Source organism: Arthrobacter sp. STN4 (genome assembly GCF_024539665.1).
Taxonomy (GTDB): Bacteria; Actinomycetota; Actinomycetes; order Actinomycetales; family Micrococcaceae; genus Specibacter.
In genome coordinates, this window is record NZ_JAKZGX010000017.1 from 38,399 (window position 1) to 55,040 (window position 16,642).

The window sequence follows — 16,642 nt, forward strand, 5'->3', positions numbered from 1 at the left end:
CGCAGGCCGCGCCCTGCGGGGTGTTGAGTGGTTGGTCACGTTCCGTGCAGGGACCCTTACCGGCACCGGGCCCGGACATCTAGACTGGGAAAGCAGCGCCCACTTGGCGTTTCCGCCGCGGCAGGCCCCATCCTGGCGCCGCGGTCCACAGTTCGGAAGGACTCCTCCTTGTCTAACTCGACAACCGCCCGCCCGTTCCGCGTCGCCATCATCGGCTCCGGCCCGGCCGGTGTCTACGCCGCAGACATCCTGACCAAGTCGCAGGAAGTGGCCGGCGGCGACGTTGAAGTCAGCATCGACATTTTTGAGTCGCACCCGGCCCCGTACGGGCTGATCCGCTACGGTGTTGCCCCGGACCACCCCCGCATCAAGGGCATTGTCAATGCGCTCCACAAGGTGCTGGACCGTGGCGACATCCGCTTCTTCGGCAACGTCACCTATGGCCGGGACCTTTCGCTGCGTGACATCCGCTCCTTTTACGACGCCGTCATTTTCGCCACCGGGGCGGTCAAGGACGCGGACCTGGACATCCCCGGGATCGGGCTGGAGGGTTCCTTTGGCGGGGCGGACTTCGTCTCCTGGTACGACGGGCACCCGGACGTGCCGCGGGAGTGGCCGCTGACGGCCAGGGAAATTGCCGTGATCGGCAATGGCAACGTGGCGCTGGATGTGGCGCGGGTGCTGTCCAAGCACGCCGTGGACCTGCTCGTCACCGAGATCCCGGACAACGTCTACCAGGGGCTGAAATCCTCCCCCGTGACGGATGTGCACATCTTTGGCCGCCGCGGCCCCGCCCAGGTGAAGTTCACCCCGCTGGAACTGCGCGAGCTTTCGCACTCGCGCGACGTTGACATTGTGCTGTACGAGGAGGACTTCGACTTTGACGAGGCCTCCGATGCCGCCATCCGCACCAACAACCAGGTCAAGACCATCATCAAGACGTTCACCAACTGGCTGGCCGAGGAGCACGACGAAAGCAGGGTCCCGGCGTCGCGCCGCCTGCACCTGCACTTCCTGCACACGCCCGTGGAAATCCTGGGCACCGACGGCAGGGTGTCCGGCATCAAGTTTGAACGCAACGAGCTTGACGGCACCGGCAATGCCCGCGGCACCGGGGAGTTCATCGAGTACCCCGTCCAGGCCGTCTACCGGGCCGTGGGCTATTTTGGCTCCGAACTCCCGGAGGTGGACTTCGACGCCAAACGCGGTGTCGTCCCGAACGACGGCGGGCGCGTCCTGCGCGCCGACGGCACCCCGGCACCGGGCCTGTACGCGACGGGCTGGATCAAGCGCGGGCCGGTGGGACTGATCGGCAGCACCAAGGGCGATGCCCTGGAGACCATCGGCTGCCTTTTGGAGGACCGCGCCGGCCTGCCCGTGGCCGAGCACCCCGGCGAGCACGAGATCGTGGAACTGCTCGAATCCCGCGGCGTCGAGTACACCACCTGGGAGGGCTGGAACAAGCTCGACGCCCACGAACAGCACCTGGGTGCCAGCTACGTGCCGGAGCCGGGCGTGGAGGTGGTGCGCGAGCGCGTCAAGGTCGTGGACCGTGAGCAGATGGTCAATATTTCCAAGAAATGACTCCGCCGGGGGAACCGTCCATGGTGCAGTGTTTCGGAACGGCCGTCTCAAATAGTGAGAATAGCTACCTTGGATGCGGCTAATCTGATAGTGCTTCGGTAAAGTCGAATGGTTGAAAATACCTGAAGATTAAGCGATCCCCATGAACTTGTTCCGTACCAAATCCATTGAACACTCCCTTGCCGATGCAGATGAACCCGGGCGCACCCTGAAACGGAGCCTGAGTACCTGGGACCTGATGATCATGGGTGTTGCCGTGGCCGTCGGTGCCGGCATCTTCTCCGTGGGGGCCAAGGCCGCTGCAAACTACGCCGGCCCGGCGGTCACCATTTCCTTTGTGCTCGCCGCCATCACGTGCGCGCTCGCCGTCATGTGCTACGCCGAGTTCGCCACCGCGATCCCCGTCACGGGCAGCGCGTACGTGTTCACCTACGCAACCATGGGTGAGCTGCTGGCCTGGATCATCGGCTGGAACCTGATCCTGGAACTGCTGATGGCCGCCTCCGTCATCGCCAAGTACTGGGGCGTCTACCTGAGCAACTTCCTGGAAGCCGTCCACATCGGCATTCCATCCAACTTCCCCGTGCTCGGCGTCACGGTGTACTGGGGCCCGCTGGTGGTGGTGGCAGCCTTCACGGTGGTCCTGGTGCTGGGGACCAAGCTGTCCGCCCGGATCAACAATGTGTTCACCATGATCAAGATTGCCATTGTGCTGTTCGTGATCGTGGCAGGCTTCTTCTTTGTCAAGGCCAGCAACTTCGCCCCGTTCGTTCCCGCCTCCCAGCCTGCGCCCACCACGGACAGCTCATGGGCCACCCAGCCGTTCCTGTCCTTCCTGACCGGCGCCACGCCGGCCATGTACGGCTTTACCGGCATCATTTCCGGGGCGGCGCTGGTGTTCTTTGCCTTCATTGGCTTCGACGTGGTGGCCACCAGCGCCGAGGAAGTCAAGAACCCTGCCAAGACCCTGCCACGCGGCATCTTCGCCGGCCTGGCCGTGGTGACGGTCCTGTACATCCTGGTCACCCTGGTGGTCACCGGGATGGTTTCCTACAAGGACCTGGCTGCGGCGGCGGACCCCTCGCTGGCCACGGCCTTCCACCTTGTGGGGGCCGAGTGGGCCGTGGTCATCATTTCCCTGGGCTCGCTGATCGGCCTGACCACCGTCATCATGGTGCTGCTCATGGGCCTGGCCCGCGTCAGCATGGCCATGAGCCGCGACGGCATGCTGCCGCGTGCCCTCAGCCGCACCTCGGACAAGCACGGCACCCCCGCCCGCACCCAGATCCTGTGCGGCGCCGTGGTCGCCATCCTGGCCGGATTCACGCCCGTGGAACTGCTCAGTGAAATGATCAACATCGGCACGCTGAGCGCGTTCGTCATGGTGAGCATCGGCATCCTGGTGCTCCGGCACAAGCGTCCGGACCTCAAGCCCTCCTTCCGCGTGCCGCTGGGCCCGGTCCTCCCCGTCCTCTCAGCCCTGCTGTGCATCTACCTCATGTTCAACCTCGCAACTGTCACCTGGGTGTTCTTTGCCATCTGGGTGGCCCTGGGACTTGCCATCTACTTTTCCTACGGGCACTGGAACTCACGCCTGCGGCGCGAAGAGGCCGCCGGGATCTCTCCGACCGTTCCGGCCGGGCTGCGCGGCTAGCCGTGCGCCGGCGCCGGCACGTTGCGGGGATTGGGGACCTTGCCCCGGAATCCGTGCTGCTGGCCGGAGCCGGACGGGCCATCCTTTTGCAACTGGCCAACCCGGCCGTCGGCCACGGCGTGGCCAGGCATTCAAATTTTGCCGCCGACCCGCTCAAACGGCTGCATGCAACACTGCAGTACGTCTATGCCCTGTCGAACGGGACCCCCGCAGAGCAAAGGCTCGTCAAGGCCCGCGTCCAGCGGGCCCATCTGCCCGTCAAGGGCGGCCCCGGGCCGGACCACCCGGGCTACGACGCCTCCGACCCCGGGCTCCAGCTATGGGTGGCCGCCACCCTCTACGACTCCGCCATGCAGGTGTACGACGCCGTGTTCCCGGCCCTGGCGCCGGACACTGCCGAGGCCGTGTACCGGGACTATGCACGGCTGGGCACGGCCCTGGGCATGCCGGCGGCACTGTGGCCCGCCAGCCGGGCGGACTTCTCCGCCTACTGGGACCGCAGCCTCCGCGGCCTGGCCGTGGACGGCACCATCCGCCAGGTGGCGGCGGAGCTCCTGGCTGCCACCAACGCGCCGCCATGGATCCGGCTGCTGATGCCCTTGGCCCGTTTCCTGACAGTGGGCCTCCTTCCCCCCTCCGTGCGGGAGCTGTACCAGTTCGCCTGGTCTGCGCGCCAGGACCGGTTTTTGCGCGGGTTTTTCACGATGGCATCGGTGCTGGTCCGGATCACGCCGGCCCGGGTCCGCCACGCGCCGATGCGCCACTACCTCAAACGCCTCGGCTGACCATGCAACGGGGGCCTGTGGCCCGCCCCCAGGCCTGCCCCTACGGTGCCGCGTATCGGATGGTCCAGTCCACCAGCGGACGCAGCTGCTCCCAGTGCCTGGCCACCTCCTGCCTGGCGCCGGCAGTGTCCAGCCACGCCGGCTGGCCGAGCAGCTTTGAAGCGCTCAAGGTCTTGTGCTTGAGCAGCTCAGCACGCGGGTGGTCCTTGGGGAAGCCGCGCGGGACGGTCTTGAGCCGTTGGCCTTCGACAGCGAATCCGGCCTCCGTCAATGCGTCCGCCAGCCCGGCCAGGGCAGCGCCGCTGAGGGGAGCGTCGACGGCCGAGCGGAAGCGGGCCAGGTGGGCCGGCGAGCTGGAGTGGAAGCCGCCACCCACCAGCAACCCGTCGGCGCCGAGCTGCAGGTAAAAGCCGACGCCCTCGTGGTTGGACACAAAGGCCCCCTGTGCCGTCTTGTACGGCGACTTGTCCGGTGAAAACCGCACGTCCCGATACGGCCGGAACAGCTTGGCGGGGCCAAAGACGGGGGCCAGCCCGGCAAGGAGTGCCTCCAGCGGCTGCCGCACCGCGGCGTCGTAAGTGTCCTTGTGGGACAGCCACCAGTCGCGGTTGTTGTGCTCCTCGAGTTCGGCATAGAACCCGACCGCTGCCGCGGGAATTCCGGTAAATTTTTCCATGCAAGTGAGACTACGGAGTTCCCCACGCGCGCAACAGGGGGACGATGGAAGGTGTGGACCGCCCAACGGCGGGCCCTGCCTGTGGAGGAGACACCAAAAAGATTTACTGGACTCGGTCCAGAAAACATGAAAGGGTGGGACGCATGGTCGATGTACGGAAACCCGAGGACATGTTGCGGGCAGCTTCGCTGCGCGTGACGCGGCCCCGGCTGGCCGTCCTCGAAGCAGTCCGGGCCCATCCGCATGCCGACGCCGACACCATCATTGGCGTCGTTCGGGATGTCCTGGGCAGCGTCTCCAAGCAGGCCGTCTATGACGTGCTTTCAGCCTTGGCCGACGCCGGACTGGTCCACAGGATCGAGCCGTCGGGATCGCCGGCACGCTTCGAGGCCCGTGTGGGGGACAACCACCACCACGTGGTGTGCCGGAGCTGCGGCGACATTGCCGACGTCGACTGTGCCGTTGGCGAGGCTCCGTGCCTGCACGCCTCCAACGACCACGGCTTCACGATTGACGAAGCCGAGGTCATCTACTGGGGAACGTGCCCGGCCTGCACCGCCAAGAAGACTTTGGAAACCCAAAACACCTAGGAGCGAAACACTTTATGGCTAACGACAACACCTTGCCGCTGACCACCGTTGCCGGGGCACCTGTCGCGAACAACCAGGACAGCCTGACCGCCGGCCCCCGCGGCCCCATGCTGCTCCAGGACGTCTGGTTCCTGGAAAAACTGGCCCACTTTGACCGCGAGGTCATCCCGGAGCGCCGCATGCACGCCAAGGGCTCCGGCGCGTTCGGCACCCTGACCATCACCAACGACATCTCCCGGTACACCAGTGCCAAGGTTTTCTCCGAGGTGGGCAAGAAGACCGAGATGTTTGCCCGCTTCTCCACGGTGGCCGGCGAACGCGGCGCAGCCGACGCCGAGCGTGACATCCGCGGCTTCGCCGTGAAGTTCTACACCGAGGAAGGCAACTGGGACCTGGTGGGCAACAACACCCCCGTGTTCTTCTTCCGCGACCCGCTGAAGTTCCCCGACCTCAACCACGCAGTGAAGCGTGACCCTCGCACCAACCTGCGCAGCGCCGAGAACAACTGGGACTTCTGGACCAACCTGCCCGAGTCCCTGCACCAGGTCACCATCGTCATGTCCGACCGCGGCCTGCCGGCGTCCTACCGCCACATGCACGGCTTCGGCTCCCACACGTACTCGCTGATCAACGCCGAGGGCGAGCGTTTCTGGGTCAAGTTCCACCACGTCACCCAGCAGGGCATCAAGAACCTGACCGATGGGGAAGCCGCCGCGCTCGTCGGCTCCGACCGCGAGTCCCACCAGCGCGACCTCTTCGACGCGATCGAGGCCGGCGACTTCCCGAAGTGGAAGCTCATGGTCCAGATCATGCCCGAGGCCGACGCCGAGACCTACAAGTACCACCCCTTCGACCTCACCAAGGTCTGGAGCAAGAAGGACTACCCGCTGATCGAGGTCGGCGAATGGGAACTGAACCGCAACGCCGAGAACTACTTTGCCGACGTCGAGCAGGCAGCGTTCTCCCCGGCCAACGTGGTCCCCGGCATCAGCTTCTCCCCGGACCGCATGCTCCAGGGCCGCCTGTTCTCCTACGGTGACGCCCAGCGCTACCGCCTCGGCGTCAACCACCACCAGATCCCGGTGAACGCACCCAAGGCGCCCGTCAACTCCTACCACCGTGACGGCGCCATGCGCATTGACGGCAACCAGGGCGCGACGCCGAGCATCCAGCCGAACTCCTATGGCCGCTGGGCCGAGCAGCCCGCCTACGCCGAGCCGGCCCACGCCGTCGGCGCCGTGGCCGACCGCTTCAACTACCGCGAAGACGATGCCAACTACTTTGAGCAGCCGGGCATCCTGTTCCGCGAGAAGATGACGCCGGCACAGCGCCAGGTCCTGTTCGAGAACACCGCAAGGGCCATCGACGGTGCCTCACAGGCCACCATCGAGCGTCACATTTACAACTGCACGCAGGCCGACCCCGCCTACGGTGAAGGCGTACGCCAAGCGATCGAGGCCCTGCAGGCCGCCAAGAATGACGGCGCCCTCGTCAATTCGGACGCCGTCTAGGGACTGCCGCCGGCCCGGTGCGCACCGTAATGGTGCCCACCGGGCCGGCGGTGTTTAAGGACCGACGGCGTTTGACGACCGACGGCGGCGTCCCCGCCGGTGCCGCGGGCATTGCGGCCGGTGCTGCGGGCGGCGCGGCGACGCAGGGCGGCGTCCTCCCGTCGGCGCGGAAAATCAGCCGAGCAGGTGTTCGCGGCCAAACATGGCCGCTGCCGCCCGGGCCGGGGGCGTGCCGGCGTCGAGGTCGGCCCCGGCGGCCACGAGCAGGGCCACCACGGACTCCTCACCCTTGAACAGGGCGCCGGCGACGGGCGTCTGGTCGCGGCCGTTGCGGATGTTTGGCCCGGCTCCGCGCTCCAGCAGCATTTTCACCGTCTCAGTCCGGCCGCTGTAGGCGGCAAGCATCAGCAGGGTGTTGCCGTCGGGATCCCGAGCGTCCACCTGCAGGCCGTGGTCGAGGAACTCGGCGAGTTCGGCGGTGCGGCCCTCGCGGGCCAGGTCCATGGCGAGGGCGATGACCCTGGCGGCCTGTTCGTCATTGAGGGAGGGGTTGGAAGTCATTTCTCCAGCGTAGGCGATGGCGCGTCGTTTTTCGCCTGCCCATCCGCCGGGACGGGCAGGTCCAGCCCGCCGCCGGCCACGAAGCCGGCCAGCAGCGGGGAGGACCCGCCGTGCCGGCGGGCGAAGATGTGCAGCGTTGCCGGGGCGGGGGAGCCCCAATCGTCCGTGGCCCAGACAGCGAGGCCCTGGCGCCCCGGGTGCGGGTGCGACGCCAGCCGTTGCATGGTTTCGGCGAGTGTCAGGAGCGCGGCCGGGGCCAGGCGGTCAAGCGTCGGGGCCGGGAAGCGGGGGATTGCCGTCCAGTGGCCGCCGCGGAAGGGTTCGCCGGGCCGGGGCGGGGCCGGCTCGATGTGGAAGGGACGGTCCGCCCAGCCCGGCGGTTCCCACGAACGGTCCGCGCCTGGTGGGGGATCCCCTGGGCGAGGCCCCTCTCCCAAGGCGCGACGGGACACGGCGGACTCGGGAGTGGCGCCGGTGCCGGAGGACGGCAGCCCGGCCAGCCTGCCGCGCAGCTCCGCGTCCAGTTCCCCGGTGCCCGGAGCGGCCATGCGCCGGTGGGCGGGGAGGCGCAAGGGACCCGCCGGCGCGGTGCCTCCCGGCCAATGGAAAAAGAGGTGGAGGGTGGGGGTGGAGGTCTCCGCCAGGGGTTCCCCGACGGCGTCGCCCACCGGCTGCCAGTCCAGGGCCAGGTACAGCTGCGCGGCCGTGGCACCCTTGAGCGCCGCCAGGGCGCGGCGCAGGCGCCCGTAGCAATTCAGGAGGTCCGCGGCGGAGGCGGTGCCGAAGGCGAGGGCCGGATCGTTGAGGCGGAGCACAAGGTGTCCCTCCGTCAGCGGCAGCTTGGGCCGCCTGGCACTCCAGAACCTGGAGGAATGCAGCTGCGTGCGATGTGGAGCCAAGTCGTCCCCCCCTTCCGGTGGACCCGGCGCCACCGATGCCATGGCCAGACTACGTGCCCGGCCGGCCGGGCGGAAGCGGCGGACCACACGGCTAGGCTTGGCCCGTGCCAAAAATACTCGCCGACATCACCCCGCTGAAGGAAAGCCCGGCCTTTCGGCGCTTGTGGCTGGGCAACGGGCTCTCCTCGATCGGCACGCAGCTGACCGTCGTGGCCGTCAGCCTGGAGGTGTACTACCTCACCGGCTCCACCCTGGCCGTGGGCATGCTCGGGCTCGTGGCGTTGGTGCCGCTCGTGTTTGCCGGGCTGTACGGGGGTTCCATCGCCGACGCGCACGACCGCCGCACGGTGGCCCTGGTCTCCTCCACGGCCCTGTGGCTGGTGACCATCGGCATCGCCGCCCAGGCCTGGCTGCGCCTGGACAATGTGTGGATCCTGTACGGGCTCATCGCCATCCAGTCGGCGGCGGCCGGGGTGAACGGCTCGGCCCGCAGCGCCATCGTGCCGCGGCTGGTGCGCCCGGAACTGCTGCCCGCGGCGAATGCGCTGAGCATGATCGTCATGGGCCTGGGCACCACGGTGGGCCCCCTGCTGGCCGGCATCCTGGTGGCCAATGTGGGCTACGGCTGGACCTACACCGTGGACGTGCTGACGTTCACGGCGTCGTTGTGGGCATTGTTCCGGCTGCCGGCCCTGCCGCCGCTCGGCGGCGGCAGGGTCCGGCGGGCCGGGCTGAAATCCGTGCTGGAGGGGTTCCGGTTCCTGGGCAGCCGGCCCAACCTGCGCATGACGTTCCTCGTGGACATGTGCGCCATGGTCTTTGCCCTGCCCCGCGCGCTCCTGCCGGCCATCGGCGCCGTCTGGCTCGGCGGCGGCCAGCAGACGGCGGGGCTGCTGCTGGCCTCCATCGCGGCCGGCTCCTTCCTGGCCGCCCTGTTTTCCGGCCCCCTGGGCGGCGTCCGGCGCCAGGGCCTGGCCGTGCTCTGGTCCATCACGGTGTGGGGTACGGCGATCGCGGGGCTGGGCGGTGCTGTCCTGGCCGGCGGCCGCCTCCCGCCCGGCGGCGGCGTGTCGCCGTGGATTGTTGGTGCAGTGGCCGCCCTGGTGGTGGCCGGCGTGGCCGACTCCGTCAGTTCCGTGTTCCGCTCCACGATCCTGCAGTCCGCCACCCCGGACCACCTCAGGGGCCGGCTGCAGGGCATTTTCGTGGTGGTGGTGACCGGCGGCCCGCGCCTTGGCGATGTTTTCTCCGGCTCCACCGGCCAATGGCTGGGCGAGGGCTGGGCTGCCGTGGCCGGGGGCCTGATGTGCATTGCGGCCGTCTGGGCGCTGGCGGCGTGGCAGCGCGGCTTCAGGGCCTATGACGCCCGCCACCCGGAGCCCTGAGACGGGAACAACCGGCCCGGCCGGCTCGTTTTACCCATGTAGCTTTTTATGCGAATGACAGAAGGGACGGGGCCGTGCACAGCCACTTCAACGGACTGAAGACCACCGCGTTGTTTGGTGTCCTCTGGGCGGTGCTGCTCGGCATCGGCGCGCTCGTTGCGGGCGGCATGCGCAGTGCCGCGCCGTTGTGGATTTTTGCGCTGATTGGTGTCGGGACCACCGCCTACGGCTACTGGAACAGCGGCAAGATCGCCATCCGCTCGATGCAGGCCTACCCCGTCACGGAGGCGCAGGCGCCGGGCATCTACCGCATTGTCCGGGAACTCTCGACCAGGGCCAACCAGCCCATGCCGGCCATCTACGTTTCGCCCACGCAGGCGCCCAATGCCTTTGCCACGGGGCGCAACCCGAAGAACGCCGCCGTGTGCTGCACCGAAGGGATCCTGAACCTGCTCGATGAACGCGAACTGCGCGGCGTGTTGGGCCACGAGCTCATGCACGTCTACAACCGCGACATCCTCACCTCCTCTGTGGCGGCGGCCGTTGCCGGCGTCATCACCTCCGTGGCCCAGATGATGCTGTTCTTTGGCGGCGGCGACCGCCGCAATGCGAACCCGCTCGCCATGATGGCCATGGCCCTGCTGGCCCCCATGGCCGCCTCCATGATCCAGCTGGCCATCAGCCGCACCCGCGAATACGACGCCGACGAGGACGGTTCGAAGCTGACCGACGACCCGCTGGCGCTCGCCTCCGCACTCCGGAAGCTGGAATTCGGCGTCCAGCAGGCACCGCTGCCGGAGGAGCAGAAGCTGGTCAACGCCAGCCACCTCATGATCGCCAACCCGTTCCGCAACGGCGGTGCCCGCAAGCTGTTCTCCACCCACCCGCCGATGGCGGACCGCATCGCCCGGCTCGAAAAGATGGCTGGCCGCCCGCTCGCCTAGCCGCGGCGGAAGCGGCGCTGCCTACGCGAACCCGCCGAGGACCAGGGCGGCATGCACGAGTGACTCCCGGTCCGTGGTGGCGTGGGGCGAGAGGCGGATGCGCCACCGGCCGTGCAGGGTGGCCGTGATGCCGGCCAGTGCCAGGGCGGCGTGCGCCTCAGCGGCGTTGCCGTCAGGGAAGCCGGCCACCACAATGCCGGCGCGCTGCCCGGGCCCGCGCGGCGAGAGGACTTCCACGCCGGCGTCGTCCAGCAGCCCGATGAGCTCTCCGGCGCGTGCCTCGACGGCGGCCGCGACCCGTCCCGTGCCCGCCTCCTCCAGGAGTTCCAGCGCCGTGGCGAAGGCACCGGTGGCAAAGGGGGAGAGGTTCGTGACGCCGTACTTGAGGGCGTCGGCGCGCGCTGCATGCTCCACGCCGTCGTACGCCGTGGGGCTTTCGACGCCGGTCCAGCCGCCCAGGACGGGGCGGATCCGTTCCAGGCCTGCGGGCGAAAATGCCATGGCACCGGCCCCCCCAGCCGCCGCGCACCCACTTTTGGCTGCCAACCACGACGGCATCCGCCACGGTCCAGTCAATGTCCGCCGCGCCAAAGCCCTGAATGCCGTCGACGAGCAACAGCCGGTCCGGGCCCAGGACGGCACGGAGGCCGGCCAGGTCGGCACGGTGCCCGGTGCGGAAGTCGACGGCGCTGACGGCCACCGCCGTGACGTCCGGGGCCAGCGCCGCTGCCACGAGCTCCGGGGTCACCGGGGCTGCGTCCAGCAGCACAAGTTCGCACAGGCCGGCCTGTTGCGCCCGCAGCCACGGGTAGACGTTGGCCGGAAATTCACGGGCCCCGGCCAGGATCTTGCCCGGAAGGCCGAACGCCAGCTGGAACAGCCCGTACGATGTCGCGGGGACCAGCGCCACGTGGTCCGGCGCGAAGCCGCTGAGCCGCGAAAACACCTGGCGTGCCCGCAGGTCCCCGGCATGCAGCCGCCCGCTCGCGCCCACCCCGCCCTCGGCGGCCAGGGACATCAGGGCGGCAGCGGTCTCCAGCACCGGGGCCGAGGGCGGGCCGTAACTGGCAAAGTCCAGGTAGCCGGGCTGTTCCCGGAACGCGGCGGAGTAGCTGGCGGGCAGTGGGGCTGGAGCCTGCATGGGTCGGTTCCTTGCGGGGATGGGGACTGTCACGGGTGCCTCAAGCATGCCACGGCTCCGCGGGGCCGGCAGGAAACGGGGACCCGGGCAGCCGGCGCCCACTGCAGTTCCCAGCGCGGTAGGACAGAATGGGGGTATGCGACTGATCCTGATCCGACACGGCCAGACACCCAACAACGTCCGGAGCCTGCTCGACACGGCCGTCCCCGGTCCGGGGCTGACCGCCATGGGGGAGCAGCAGGCAGCCGCCCTGCCCGCCGCCCTGCGTGGCGAGCGGATCAGCCGCCTCTATGTCTCCAACCTGGTCCGCACCTCCCTGACCGCCGCACCGCTTGCCGCAGACCGCGGCCTGGAACCGGTGGTCCGCCCCGGGCTCCGCGAGATCAGTGCCGGATCCCTGGAAATGAAGGGCGACCCCGACTCGATCCAGGCCTACCTGGAAACCGTCCTGGCCTGGCTGGGCGGCGACTTGTCGGCGCGCATGCCCGGCGGCGACACCGGCCGGGAAGTGCTTGAACGCTTTGACGCCGTCGTGGCGGAAGCGGCCGCCGGCGACGGAACCGGCGCCGTCGCCATGGTCAGCCACGGTGCCATGATCCGCTTCTGGGCCGGACACCGGGCCACCAACGTCGACTGGTCGGACCCGAAATACCACGAACTTTCCAACACGGGGATTCTCACGCTCGAGGGCACGCCGGCCCCGGGGAACGCACCGGGCGGCTGGCAGCTCCTGGACTGGCAGGGAACCCCAGCCGGCGGACTGGGCGGCACCGACTTTGATGGGCCGACGGCGGAGCTGGACGCGGGCGCGGCCCGCGCCGACAATGTCCAACACTAGCCACGGGGCCCGGGCAGGATCCCCGGGCACCGGCGCGGGGCCCGGGCAGGGTGCGTTCAACACGGCCAACCTGTGGCGGCTGAAGCGGATCGGCTGGGTGTGGCTGGGCACGGCCGCCGTGTGCATTGCACTGCTGGCCGTCGGGGCGCCGCTGAACATGACCCTGTACCAAATGGTGCTGCCCTTCGGGCTGGGCATGGCAATCCTGCACGCGGCCGCCCTGGGGCTGACGGCGGCGCGGCCGGTGGCGGGCATGGCGGTGTCGCTCGTGCCCATGGTGGTCATGCCGCTAGTGTCCACGCCGCAGGGGGGCGCGCCCATGCCCTTCAGCGTGGTGGCCATGGTGACACAGGTCCTGGTGATCTGCGTGGCCGGGATGCGCAGCCACTGGATGGTGGCGGCCGGCGGGTGGCTGCTGAGTGTGGGCGTGGGCGTGATGGACAACTACCTCACCCTGCCGCACGGGCAGACGCAGGCCGCCCAAATCAACGTGGTGGTCTTCGCCGCGGTGTCAGGCGGACTGATGGTGGCCTCCGTCGTGGCCCAGCAATGGCAGCACCTGCGCGCCGAACTGGCCGCCGAACGTACCCTCAGCGCCGAGGAACAGTCCCGCCGCCGGCTGGCCGAGGAGCGCACCCGCATTGCGCGCGAACTTCACGACGTCGTGGCCCACGGCATGTCCGTGGTGGTGGTCCAGGCAACCACCGCGGCGTACCGGCACGCCGGACTCAGCGACGAGCTGAAGCAGGAATTTGAGGACATCGCCAACAACTCACGCCGGGCCATGACGGAAATGCGGAGCATGCTCGGATCATTGCGCGATTCCGGCGGGGGGCGCGAAACGGCGCCGCAGCCGGGCTTTACGGACCTCCCGGGCCTGCTGGCCTCCGCCCGCACGGCGGGGGTGCGCGTCCGCGACCCCGAGCTGTCCGGTGTCGACCTTGACGCGGTGGGTGAGGTGATCGCCCTGACGGCCTACCGGATTGTCCAGGAGGCCCTGAGCAATGTGATCCGCCACGCCCCCGGGGCCGCGGTGGAGATCGGCTTCACCACGGCGGCCGGCAGGCTTGAAGTGTCGGTGGTCAATTCGCCGTCGGACGTCGGTGCCGTGATGGCCCAGCTGGACCGCGGCTCCCATGTGGGCCAAGGGCTGATCGGCATGCGTGAGCGGGCGGCCATTGTCGGCGGATCGGTCTTCTGCGCCCCGACGGTGGACGGCGGCTTTTCCGTCGTGGCCTCGCTGCCGATGATCAGCGTCGGCAAGGGATCCCCCGCCCGGAACCAGGACGGGAAGGGCACAGCATGAGCATCCGGGTGTTGGTGGTGGATGACCAGGCGATGGTGCGGGAGGGCTTTGCCGCCCTGCTTGGCGCACAGTCGGACATCGAGGTGGTGGGCCAGGCCGAGAACGGCGCCGTGGCCGTTGAACTCGCGGCAAGCTGCCGTCCCGATGTGGTGCTCATGGACGTGCGCATGCCCGTCATGGACGGCTTGGAAGCGGCCCGGCGGATCCTGGCCGAGGCCCTGGACGGCGGGCCGGAACGGTCGGTCCACGTGCTGATGCTGACCACCTTTGACGTGGACGACTACGTCTACGACGCCCTTCGGATCGGGGCCGGCGGCTTCCTGTTCAAGGATGCGCTCGCCGACGAACTGGTGGCCGCCGTGCGGATTGTGGCCGGGGGAGAGGCACTGCTGGCGCCGTCCGTGACCCGGCGGCTGATTGAACGGTTTGCGCAGTCCAGCGCCCGCCCCGAACTGTCCCGGGACCGCCTGGACGGGCTGACGGACCGCGAGCTGGAAGTCATGACGCTGGTGGGCCGGGGGCTGTCGAACCACGAGATTGCCGCGGCACTGTTCATCGCCCAGCAGACCGTGAAGACGCATGTGAGCAAAATCCTGGCCAAGCTGGAACTGCGGGACCGGGTGCAGATGGTGGTGCTGGCCTACGACACCGGGCTCGTGGAGCCCGGTGCGTAGGGTCCGGGCTACCGCGCCGGCGGCTGGATGACCTTGAACAACGCCCCGGTGGGATCGGTCAGCCCGGCCAGGCGGCCGAAGGGGGTGTCCTGGGCCGGCTGGACCACGGTGGCACCCAGGGAGAGGGCCGTCGCAACGGCCGCATCGGCGTCGTCCACCTGGAAATAGACCTGCCAGCTGGAGGGGGCCTGCTCGGGGAGCTCGCGGCTGGCGTCCATGACGCCGGCGACGGAATCGCGTCCCTCTCCCACCGTGGAGTACCTGAACTCAGGGGTGTCGCTCATGACGGCGGTCTTCCAGCCAAAGACGTCCTGGTAGAACTTCAGGGCCGCGGGGTAGTCCTTGGTCCAGAGCTCGTGCCAGTTCGCGGCGCCGTCGACGGAGTGGGCCTGGAAGCCGGTGTGGCCGCCAAACTCCCACAGGCCCACGGCCGCGCCGGCGGGGTCGCCCAGCATGGCCATCCTGCCCTGCTCCGGGACGTCCATGGGTGCGAGGTAGGTGACGCCGCCGGCCTTGGTGGCCGCGGCCACCGTCGCGTCAATGTCGTCGACGCGCAGGTAGGTGGACCACACGTCAGGGTGCCCGGCGTCGTCCGGGTTGCTTTGCATCAGCCCGGCCACGGACTTCCCGTCCTTCAAGGCCGTGGTGTAGCCGCCGTACTTCTCCACGTCGCCGGTCTCGTACGTCCAGCCGAACAAGGCGGTGTAAAACTCCTTGGCGCGGGCCGGGTCCGCGGTCATCAGGTCGATCCAGCAGGGTGCGCCCGCGGGAATTTCAGTCATGGCTGCTCCTTGGCATGTGAATTGAAAGATCAGGTGAATTACAAGGTCAGGTGAATTGAAACGTCAAGACAAGCCACGAGCCTATGCCCGCAGGGACGGGCCCACAAGTGCAAAAGGGCACTTGCAGGCTGGGAATTCACCGGGCGTCCACCGGAGCTTTCCCGCGCGCAAGTGCCCCGTTGGGCCGGCGGCGCCAGTCAGCGCAAATTGACGAACTGCAGGTCCGCATCCTCAAACTTGCGCAGCAGCGCCATGACCGCCTGCAGGTCGTCACGGCTCTTGGAGCTCACCCGCAGTTCGTCACCCTGGATGGTGGACTTGACGCCCTTGGGCCCCTCGTCGCGGATCAGCTTGTTGATCTTCTTCGCCACGTCCTGGGCAATGCCTTCCTTGATCGAGGCTTCCAGGCGGTACTCCTTGCCGGAAGCGAACGGCTCGCCTGCATCCAGGGACTTCAGCGAAATGCCGCGCTTGATCAGCTTGGATTCAAAAACATCCATGACGGCCATGACGCGTTCCTCGGAATTGGCCTTAAGCAGGATCTTCTCGCCGCTGAAGTCGATTTCCGCGCCGACCCCCTTGAAGTCGTAGCGCTGGGCGACCTCCTTCTGGGCCTGGTTCAGCGCGTTGGCGACCTCCTGCTTGTCCACCTTGCTGACGACGTCGAACGTTGACTCACTGGCCATGATTCCTCCACATGCATGAAAAAGTGACGGTTGATTTGAAACCAAGCCTAGCGCCCGAGGGGCGGGCTGCGAGATTACGAGCGGTTCACAGTTCGCTCCAAGCGGACGCGGAGTGGGAGCACATTTGGACCGGGAATCGTTATACCCGTTGAGAGCCACCACGTCTGGAGGACTGATGAGCAAGACCGAAGGCACGACGCCGGAACCCGACCCCGTCCCTGCGGCACCATCCGCCGTGGCCCCCATGGAGGGTGCGGCGGTTCCCGGCAAGTCCCGGCCCGGAATGAAGGCAGCCGTGGGCACGGCCATGGCGGCGGCCACCCTGGCGGCCGTGACGGTGCTGTCCGGGACCGTGCTCAGCCAGGAGCCCGACGCCATCCTTGCCTCGCCCGTCAACTCGGCCTCGTCGCGCATCGCCGGTGTCCAGGCGGACATGGCGCGCGCCGTGGCCCTTCAGCAGGTGACGCCCGAACAGGCAGCGTTCCTGGAGAAACAGCTGGTCCGCCGGATCGAAGGCGGCACGCAGGCCTGATTCCCCGGGCACGACGGGGATGGAAAACGCCCGATTCGATTCTTGGCCGAATACCTTGTATTGTTTTACTGCTCCCACTTGATGGGGGCGAAAG

17 protein-coding genes and 1 pseudogene are annotated in these 16,642 nt (G+C 68.3%); 11 read left to right on the forward strand and 7 right to left on the reverse strand.

The genetic code is table 11. From position 1 onward, the window contains the following. The first annotated feature begins 168 nt into the window (after positions 1–168). The 3 genes from MMF96_RS12915 (at position 169) to MMF96_RS12925 (ending at position 4,023) form a co-directional block, all read left to right on the forward strand. Entirely contained in the window at positions 169–1,584 is a 1,416-nt protein-coding gene (locus tag MMF96_RS12915) for an FAD-dependent oxidoreductase (RefSeq protein ID WP_176615053.1), read from the forward strand. 142 nt (positions 1,585–1,726) lie between these two features. Beyond that, positions 1,727–3,238 (forward strand): amino acid permease, encoded by a 1,512-nt coding sequence (locus MMF96_RS12920; RefSeq protein ID WP_256883762.1) that lies wholly within the window; start codon positions 1,727–1,729, stop codon positions 3,236–3,238. Positions 3,239–3,240: 2 nt separating this feature from the next. Beyond that, the gene (locus tag MMF96_RS12925) at positions 3,241–4,023 is read left to right on the forward strand and encodes an oxygenase MpaB family protein (protein WP_256883763.1); all 783 of its coding nucleotides are present in this window, start codon (positions 3,241–3,243) and stop codon (positions 4,021–4,023) included. Positions 4,024–4,063: 40 nt separating this feature from the next. On the opposite strand, the gene MMF96_RS12930 is transcribed toward MMF96_RS12925, so the two are convergent. After that, positions 4,064–4,699 (reverse strand): DUF2461 domain-containing protein, encoded by a 636-nt coding sequence (locus MMF96_RS12930; RefSeq protein ID WP_256883764.1) that lies wholly within the window; start codon positions 4,697–4,699, stop codon positions 4,064–4,066. A gap of 143 nt (positions 4,700–4,842) precedes the next feature. Here MMF96_RS12930 and MMF96_RS12935 point away from each other — a divergent pair, with 143 nt between their 5' ends. Then, positions 4,843–5,289 carry a Fur family transcriptional regulator gene (locus tag MMF96_RS12935; RefSeq protein ID WP_176615057.1) on the forward strand — a complete coding sequence of 149 codons (447 nt, stop codon included), beginning with the start codon at positions 4,843–4,845 and terminating at the stop codon, positions 5,287–5,289. 14 nt (positions 5,290–5,303) lie between these two features. Then, on the forward strand, positions 5,304–6,800 hold the full coding sequence (locus tag MMF96_RS12940; protein ID WP_176615058.1) for a catalase: 1,497 nt from the start codon (positions 5,304–5,306) through the stop codon (positions 6,798–6,800). Positions 6,801–6,974: 174 nt separating this feature from the next. Here the strand turns inward: MMF96_RS12940 and MMF96_RS12945 are convergent, their stop codons facing one another. Together MMF96_RS12945 and MMF96_RS12950 are read right to left on the reverse strand one after the other, a co-directional pair. Continuing rightward, positions 6,975–7,361 (reverse strand): ankyrin repeat domain-containing protein, encoded by a 387-nt coding sequence (locus MMF96_RS12945; protein ID WP_256883765.1) that lies wholly within the window; start codon positions 7,359–7,361, stop codon positions 6,975–6,977. Next, positions 7,358–8,260, reverse strand: coding sequence for a hypothetical protein (locus tag MMF96_RS12950; RefSeq protein ID WP_256883766.1), 903 nt, complete (start codon positions 8,258–8,260; stop codon positions 7,358–7,360). The genes MMF96_RS12945 and MMF96_RS12950 overlap by 4 nt, the downstream gene beginning before the upstream one ends. Positions 8,261–8,364: 104 nt before the next feature. Here MMF96_RS12950 and MMF96_RS12955 point away from each other — a divergent pair, with 104 nt between their 5' ends. After that, positions 8,365–9,645, forward strand: a complete 1,281-nt coding sequence (locus MMF96_RS12955) for an MFS transporter (protein WP_256883767.1) — start codon at positions 8,365–8,367, stop codon at positions 9,643–9,645. A gap of 74 nt (positions 9,646–9,719) precedes the next feature. Beyond that, positions 9,720–10,589 carry a zinc metalloprotease HtpX gene (gene htpX, locus MMF96_RS12960; RefSeq protein ID WP_256883768.1) on the forward strand — a complete coding sequence of 290 codons (870 nt, stop codon included), beginning with the start codon at positions 9,720–9,722 and terminating at the stop codon, positions 10,587–10,589. A 21-nt stretch (positions 10,590–10,610) separates the two neighbouring features. On the opposite strand, the gene MMF96_RS12965 is transcribed toward htpX, so the two are convergent. Together MMF96_RS12965 and MMF96_RS19900 are read right to left on the reverse strand one after the other, a co-directional pair. Next, positions 10,611–11,090, reverse strand: coding sequence for a hypothetical protein (locus MMF96_RS12965; protein WP_256883769.1), 480 nt, complete (start codon positions 11,088–11,090; stop codon positions 10,611–10,613). Between the two features lie 40 nt (positions 11,091–11,130). Continuing rightward, positions 11,131–11,958, reverse strand: a pseudogene (locus tag MMF96_RS19900) (hypothetical protein); the annotation flags it as partial. Here MMF96_RS19900 and MMF96_RS12970 point away from each other — a divergent pair. Genes MMF96_RS12970 through MMF96_RS12980 form a run of 3 tightly spaced genes read left to right on the forward strand, consistent with a single transcriptional unit; the run spans position 11,867 to position 14,548 of the window. Continuing rightward, on the forward strand, positions 11,867–12,568 hold the full coding sequence (locus MMF96_RS12970; protein WP_256883770.1) for a histidine phosphatase family protein: 702 nt from the start codon (positions 11,867–11,869) through the stop codon (positions 12,566–12,568). The pseudogene MMF96_RS19900 and the gene MMF96_RS12970 overlap by 92 nt on opposite strands. Continuing rightward, positions 12,555–13,874 carry a sensor histidine kinase gene (locus MMF96_RS12975; RefSeq protein WP_256883771.1) on the forward strand — a complete coding sequence of 440 codons (1,320 nt, stop codon included), beginning with the start codon at positions 12,555–12,557 and terminating at the stop codon, positions 13,872–13,874. Before MMF96_RS12970 ends, MMF96_RS12975 begins: the two co-directional genes overlap by 14 nt. Next, positions 13,871–14,548: a response regulator transcription factor gene (locus tag MMF96_RS12980; protein ID WP_176615066.1), complete on the forward strand. Its 678-nt coding sequence runs from the start codon at positions 13,871–13,873 to the stop codon at positions 14,546–14,548. Before MMF96_RS12975 ends, MMF96_RS12980 begins: the two co-directional genes overlap by 4 nt. A gap of 8 nt (positions 14,549–14,556) precedes the next feature. Here MMF96_RS12980 and MMF96_RS12985 read toward each other — a convergent pair whose 3' ends face one another. Together MMF96_RS12985 and MMF96_RS12990 are read right to left on the reverse strand one after the other, a co-directional pair. Then, positions 14,557–15,330 carry a VOC family protein gene (locus MMF96_RS12985; RefSeq protein WP_256883772.1) on the reverse strand — a complete coding sequence of 258 codons (774 nt, stop codon included), beginning with the start codon at positions 15,328–15,330 and terminating at the stop codon, positions 14,557–14,559. 197 nt (positions 15,331–15,527) lie between these two features. Further along, positions 15,528–16,016: a YajQ family cyclic di-GMP-binding protein gene (locus MMF96_RS12990; RefSeq protein ID WP_176615068.1), complete on the reverse strand. Its 489-nt coding sequence runs from the start codon at positions 16,014–16,016 to the stop codon at positions 15,528–15,530. A 175-nt stretch (positions 16,017–16,191) separates the two neighbouring features. Between MMF96_RS12990 and MMF96_RS12995 the strand changes: the two genes are divergently transcribed. Further along, complete coding sequence (locus MMF96_RS12995; protein WP_256883773.1) at positions 16,192–16,548, forward strand: hypothetical protein; 357 nt, start codon at positions 16,192–16,194, stop codon at positions 16,546–16,548. Positions 16,549–16,642: the final 94 nt, after the last annotated feature.

Bases quoted from the DNA above. Each gene is read 5' to 3' on its own strand.
- MMF96_RS12970 (WP_256883770.1), top strand. From the start codon at position 11,867: ATGCGACTGATCCTGATCCGACACGGCCAGACACCCAACAACGTCCGG.
- MMF96_RS12945 (WP_256883765.1), bottom strand. From the start codon at position 7,361: ATGACTTCCAACCCCTCCCTCAATGACGAACAGGCCGCCAGGGTCATC.
- MMF96_RS12940 (WP_176615058.1), top strand. From the start codon at position 5,304: ATGGCTAACGACAACACCTTGCCGCTGACCACCGTTGCCGGGGCACCT.
- MMF96_RS12985 (WP_256883772.1), bottom strand. From the start codon at position 15,330: ATGACTGAAATTCCCGCGGGCGCACCCTGCTGGATCGACCTGATGACC.
- MMF96_RS12990 (WP_176615068.1), bottom strand. From the start codon at position 16,016: ATGGCCAGTGAGTCAACGTTCGACGTCGTCAGCAAGGTGGACAAGCAG.
- MMF96_RS12920 (WP_256883762.1), top strand. From the start codon at position 1,727: ATGAACTTGTTCCGTACCAAATCCATTGAACACTCCCTTGCCGATGCA.
- MMF96_RS12975 (WP_256883771.1), top strand. From the start codon at position 12,555: ATGTCCAACACTAGCCACGGGGCCCGGGCAGGATCCCCGGGCACCGGC.
- MMF96_RS12980 (WP_176615066.1), top strand. From the start codon at position 13,871: ATGAGCATCCGGGTGTTGGTGGTGGATGACCAGGCGATGGTGCGGGAG.
- MMF96_RS12930 (WP_256883764.1), bottom strand. From the start codon at position 4,699: ATGGAAAAATTTACCGGAATTCCCGCGGCAGCGGTCGGGTTCTATGCC.
- MMF96_RS12995 (WP_256883773.1), top strand. From the start codon at position 16,192: ATGAGCAAGACCGAAGGCACGACGCCGGAACCCGACCCCGTCCCTGCG.
- MMF96_RS12965 (WP_256883769.1), bottom strand. From the start codon at position 11,090: ATGGCATTTTCGCCCGCAGGCCTGGAACGGATCCGCCCCGTCCTGGGC.
- MMF96_RS12935 (WP_176615057.1), top strand. From the start codon at position 4,843: ATGGTCGATGTACGGAAACCCGAGGACATGTTGCGGGCAGCTTCGCTG.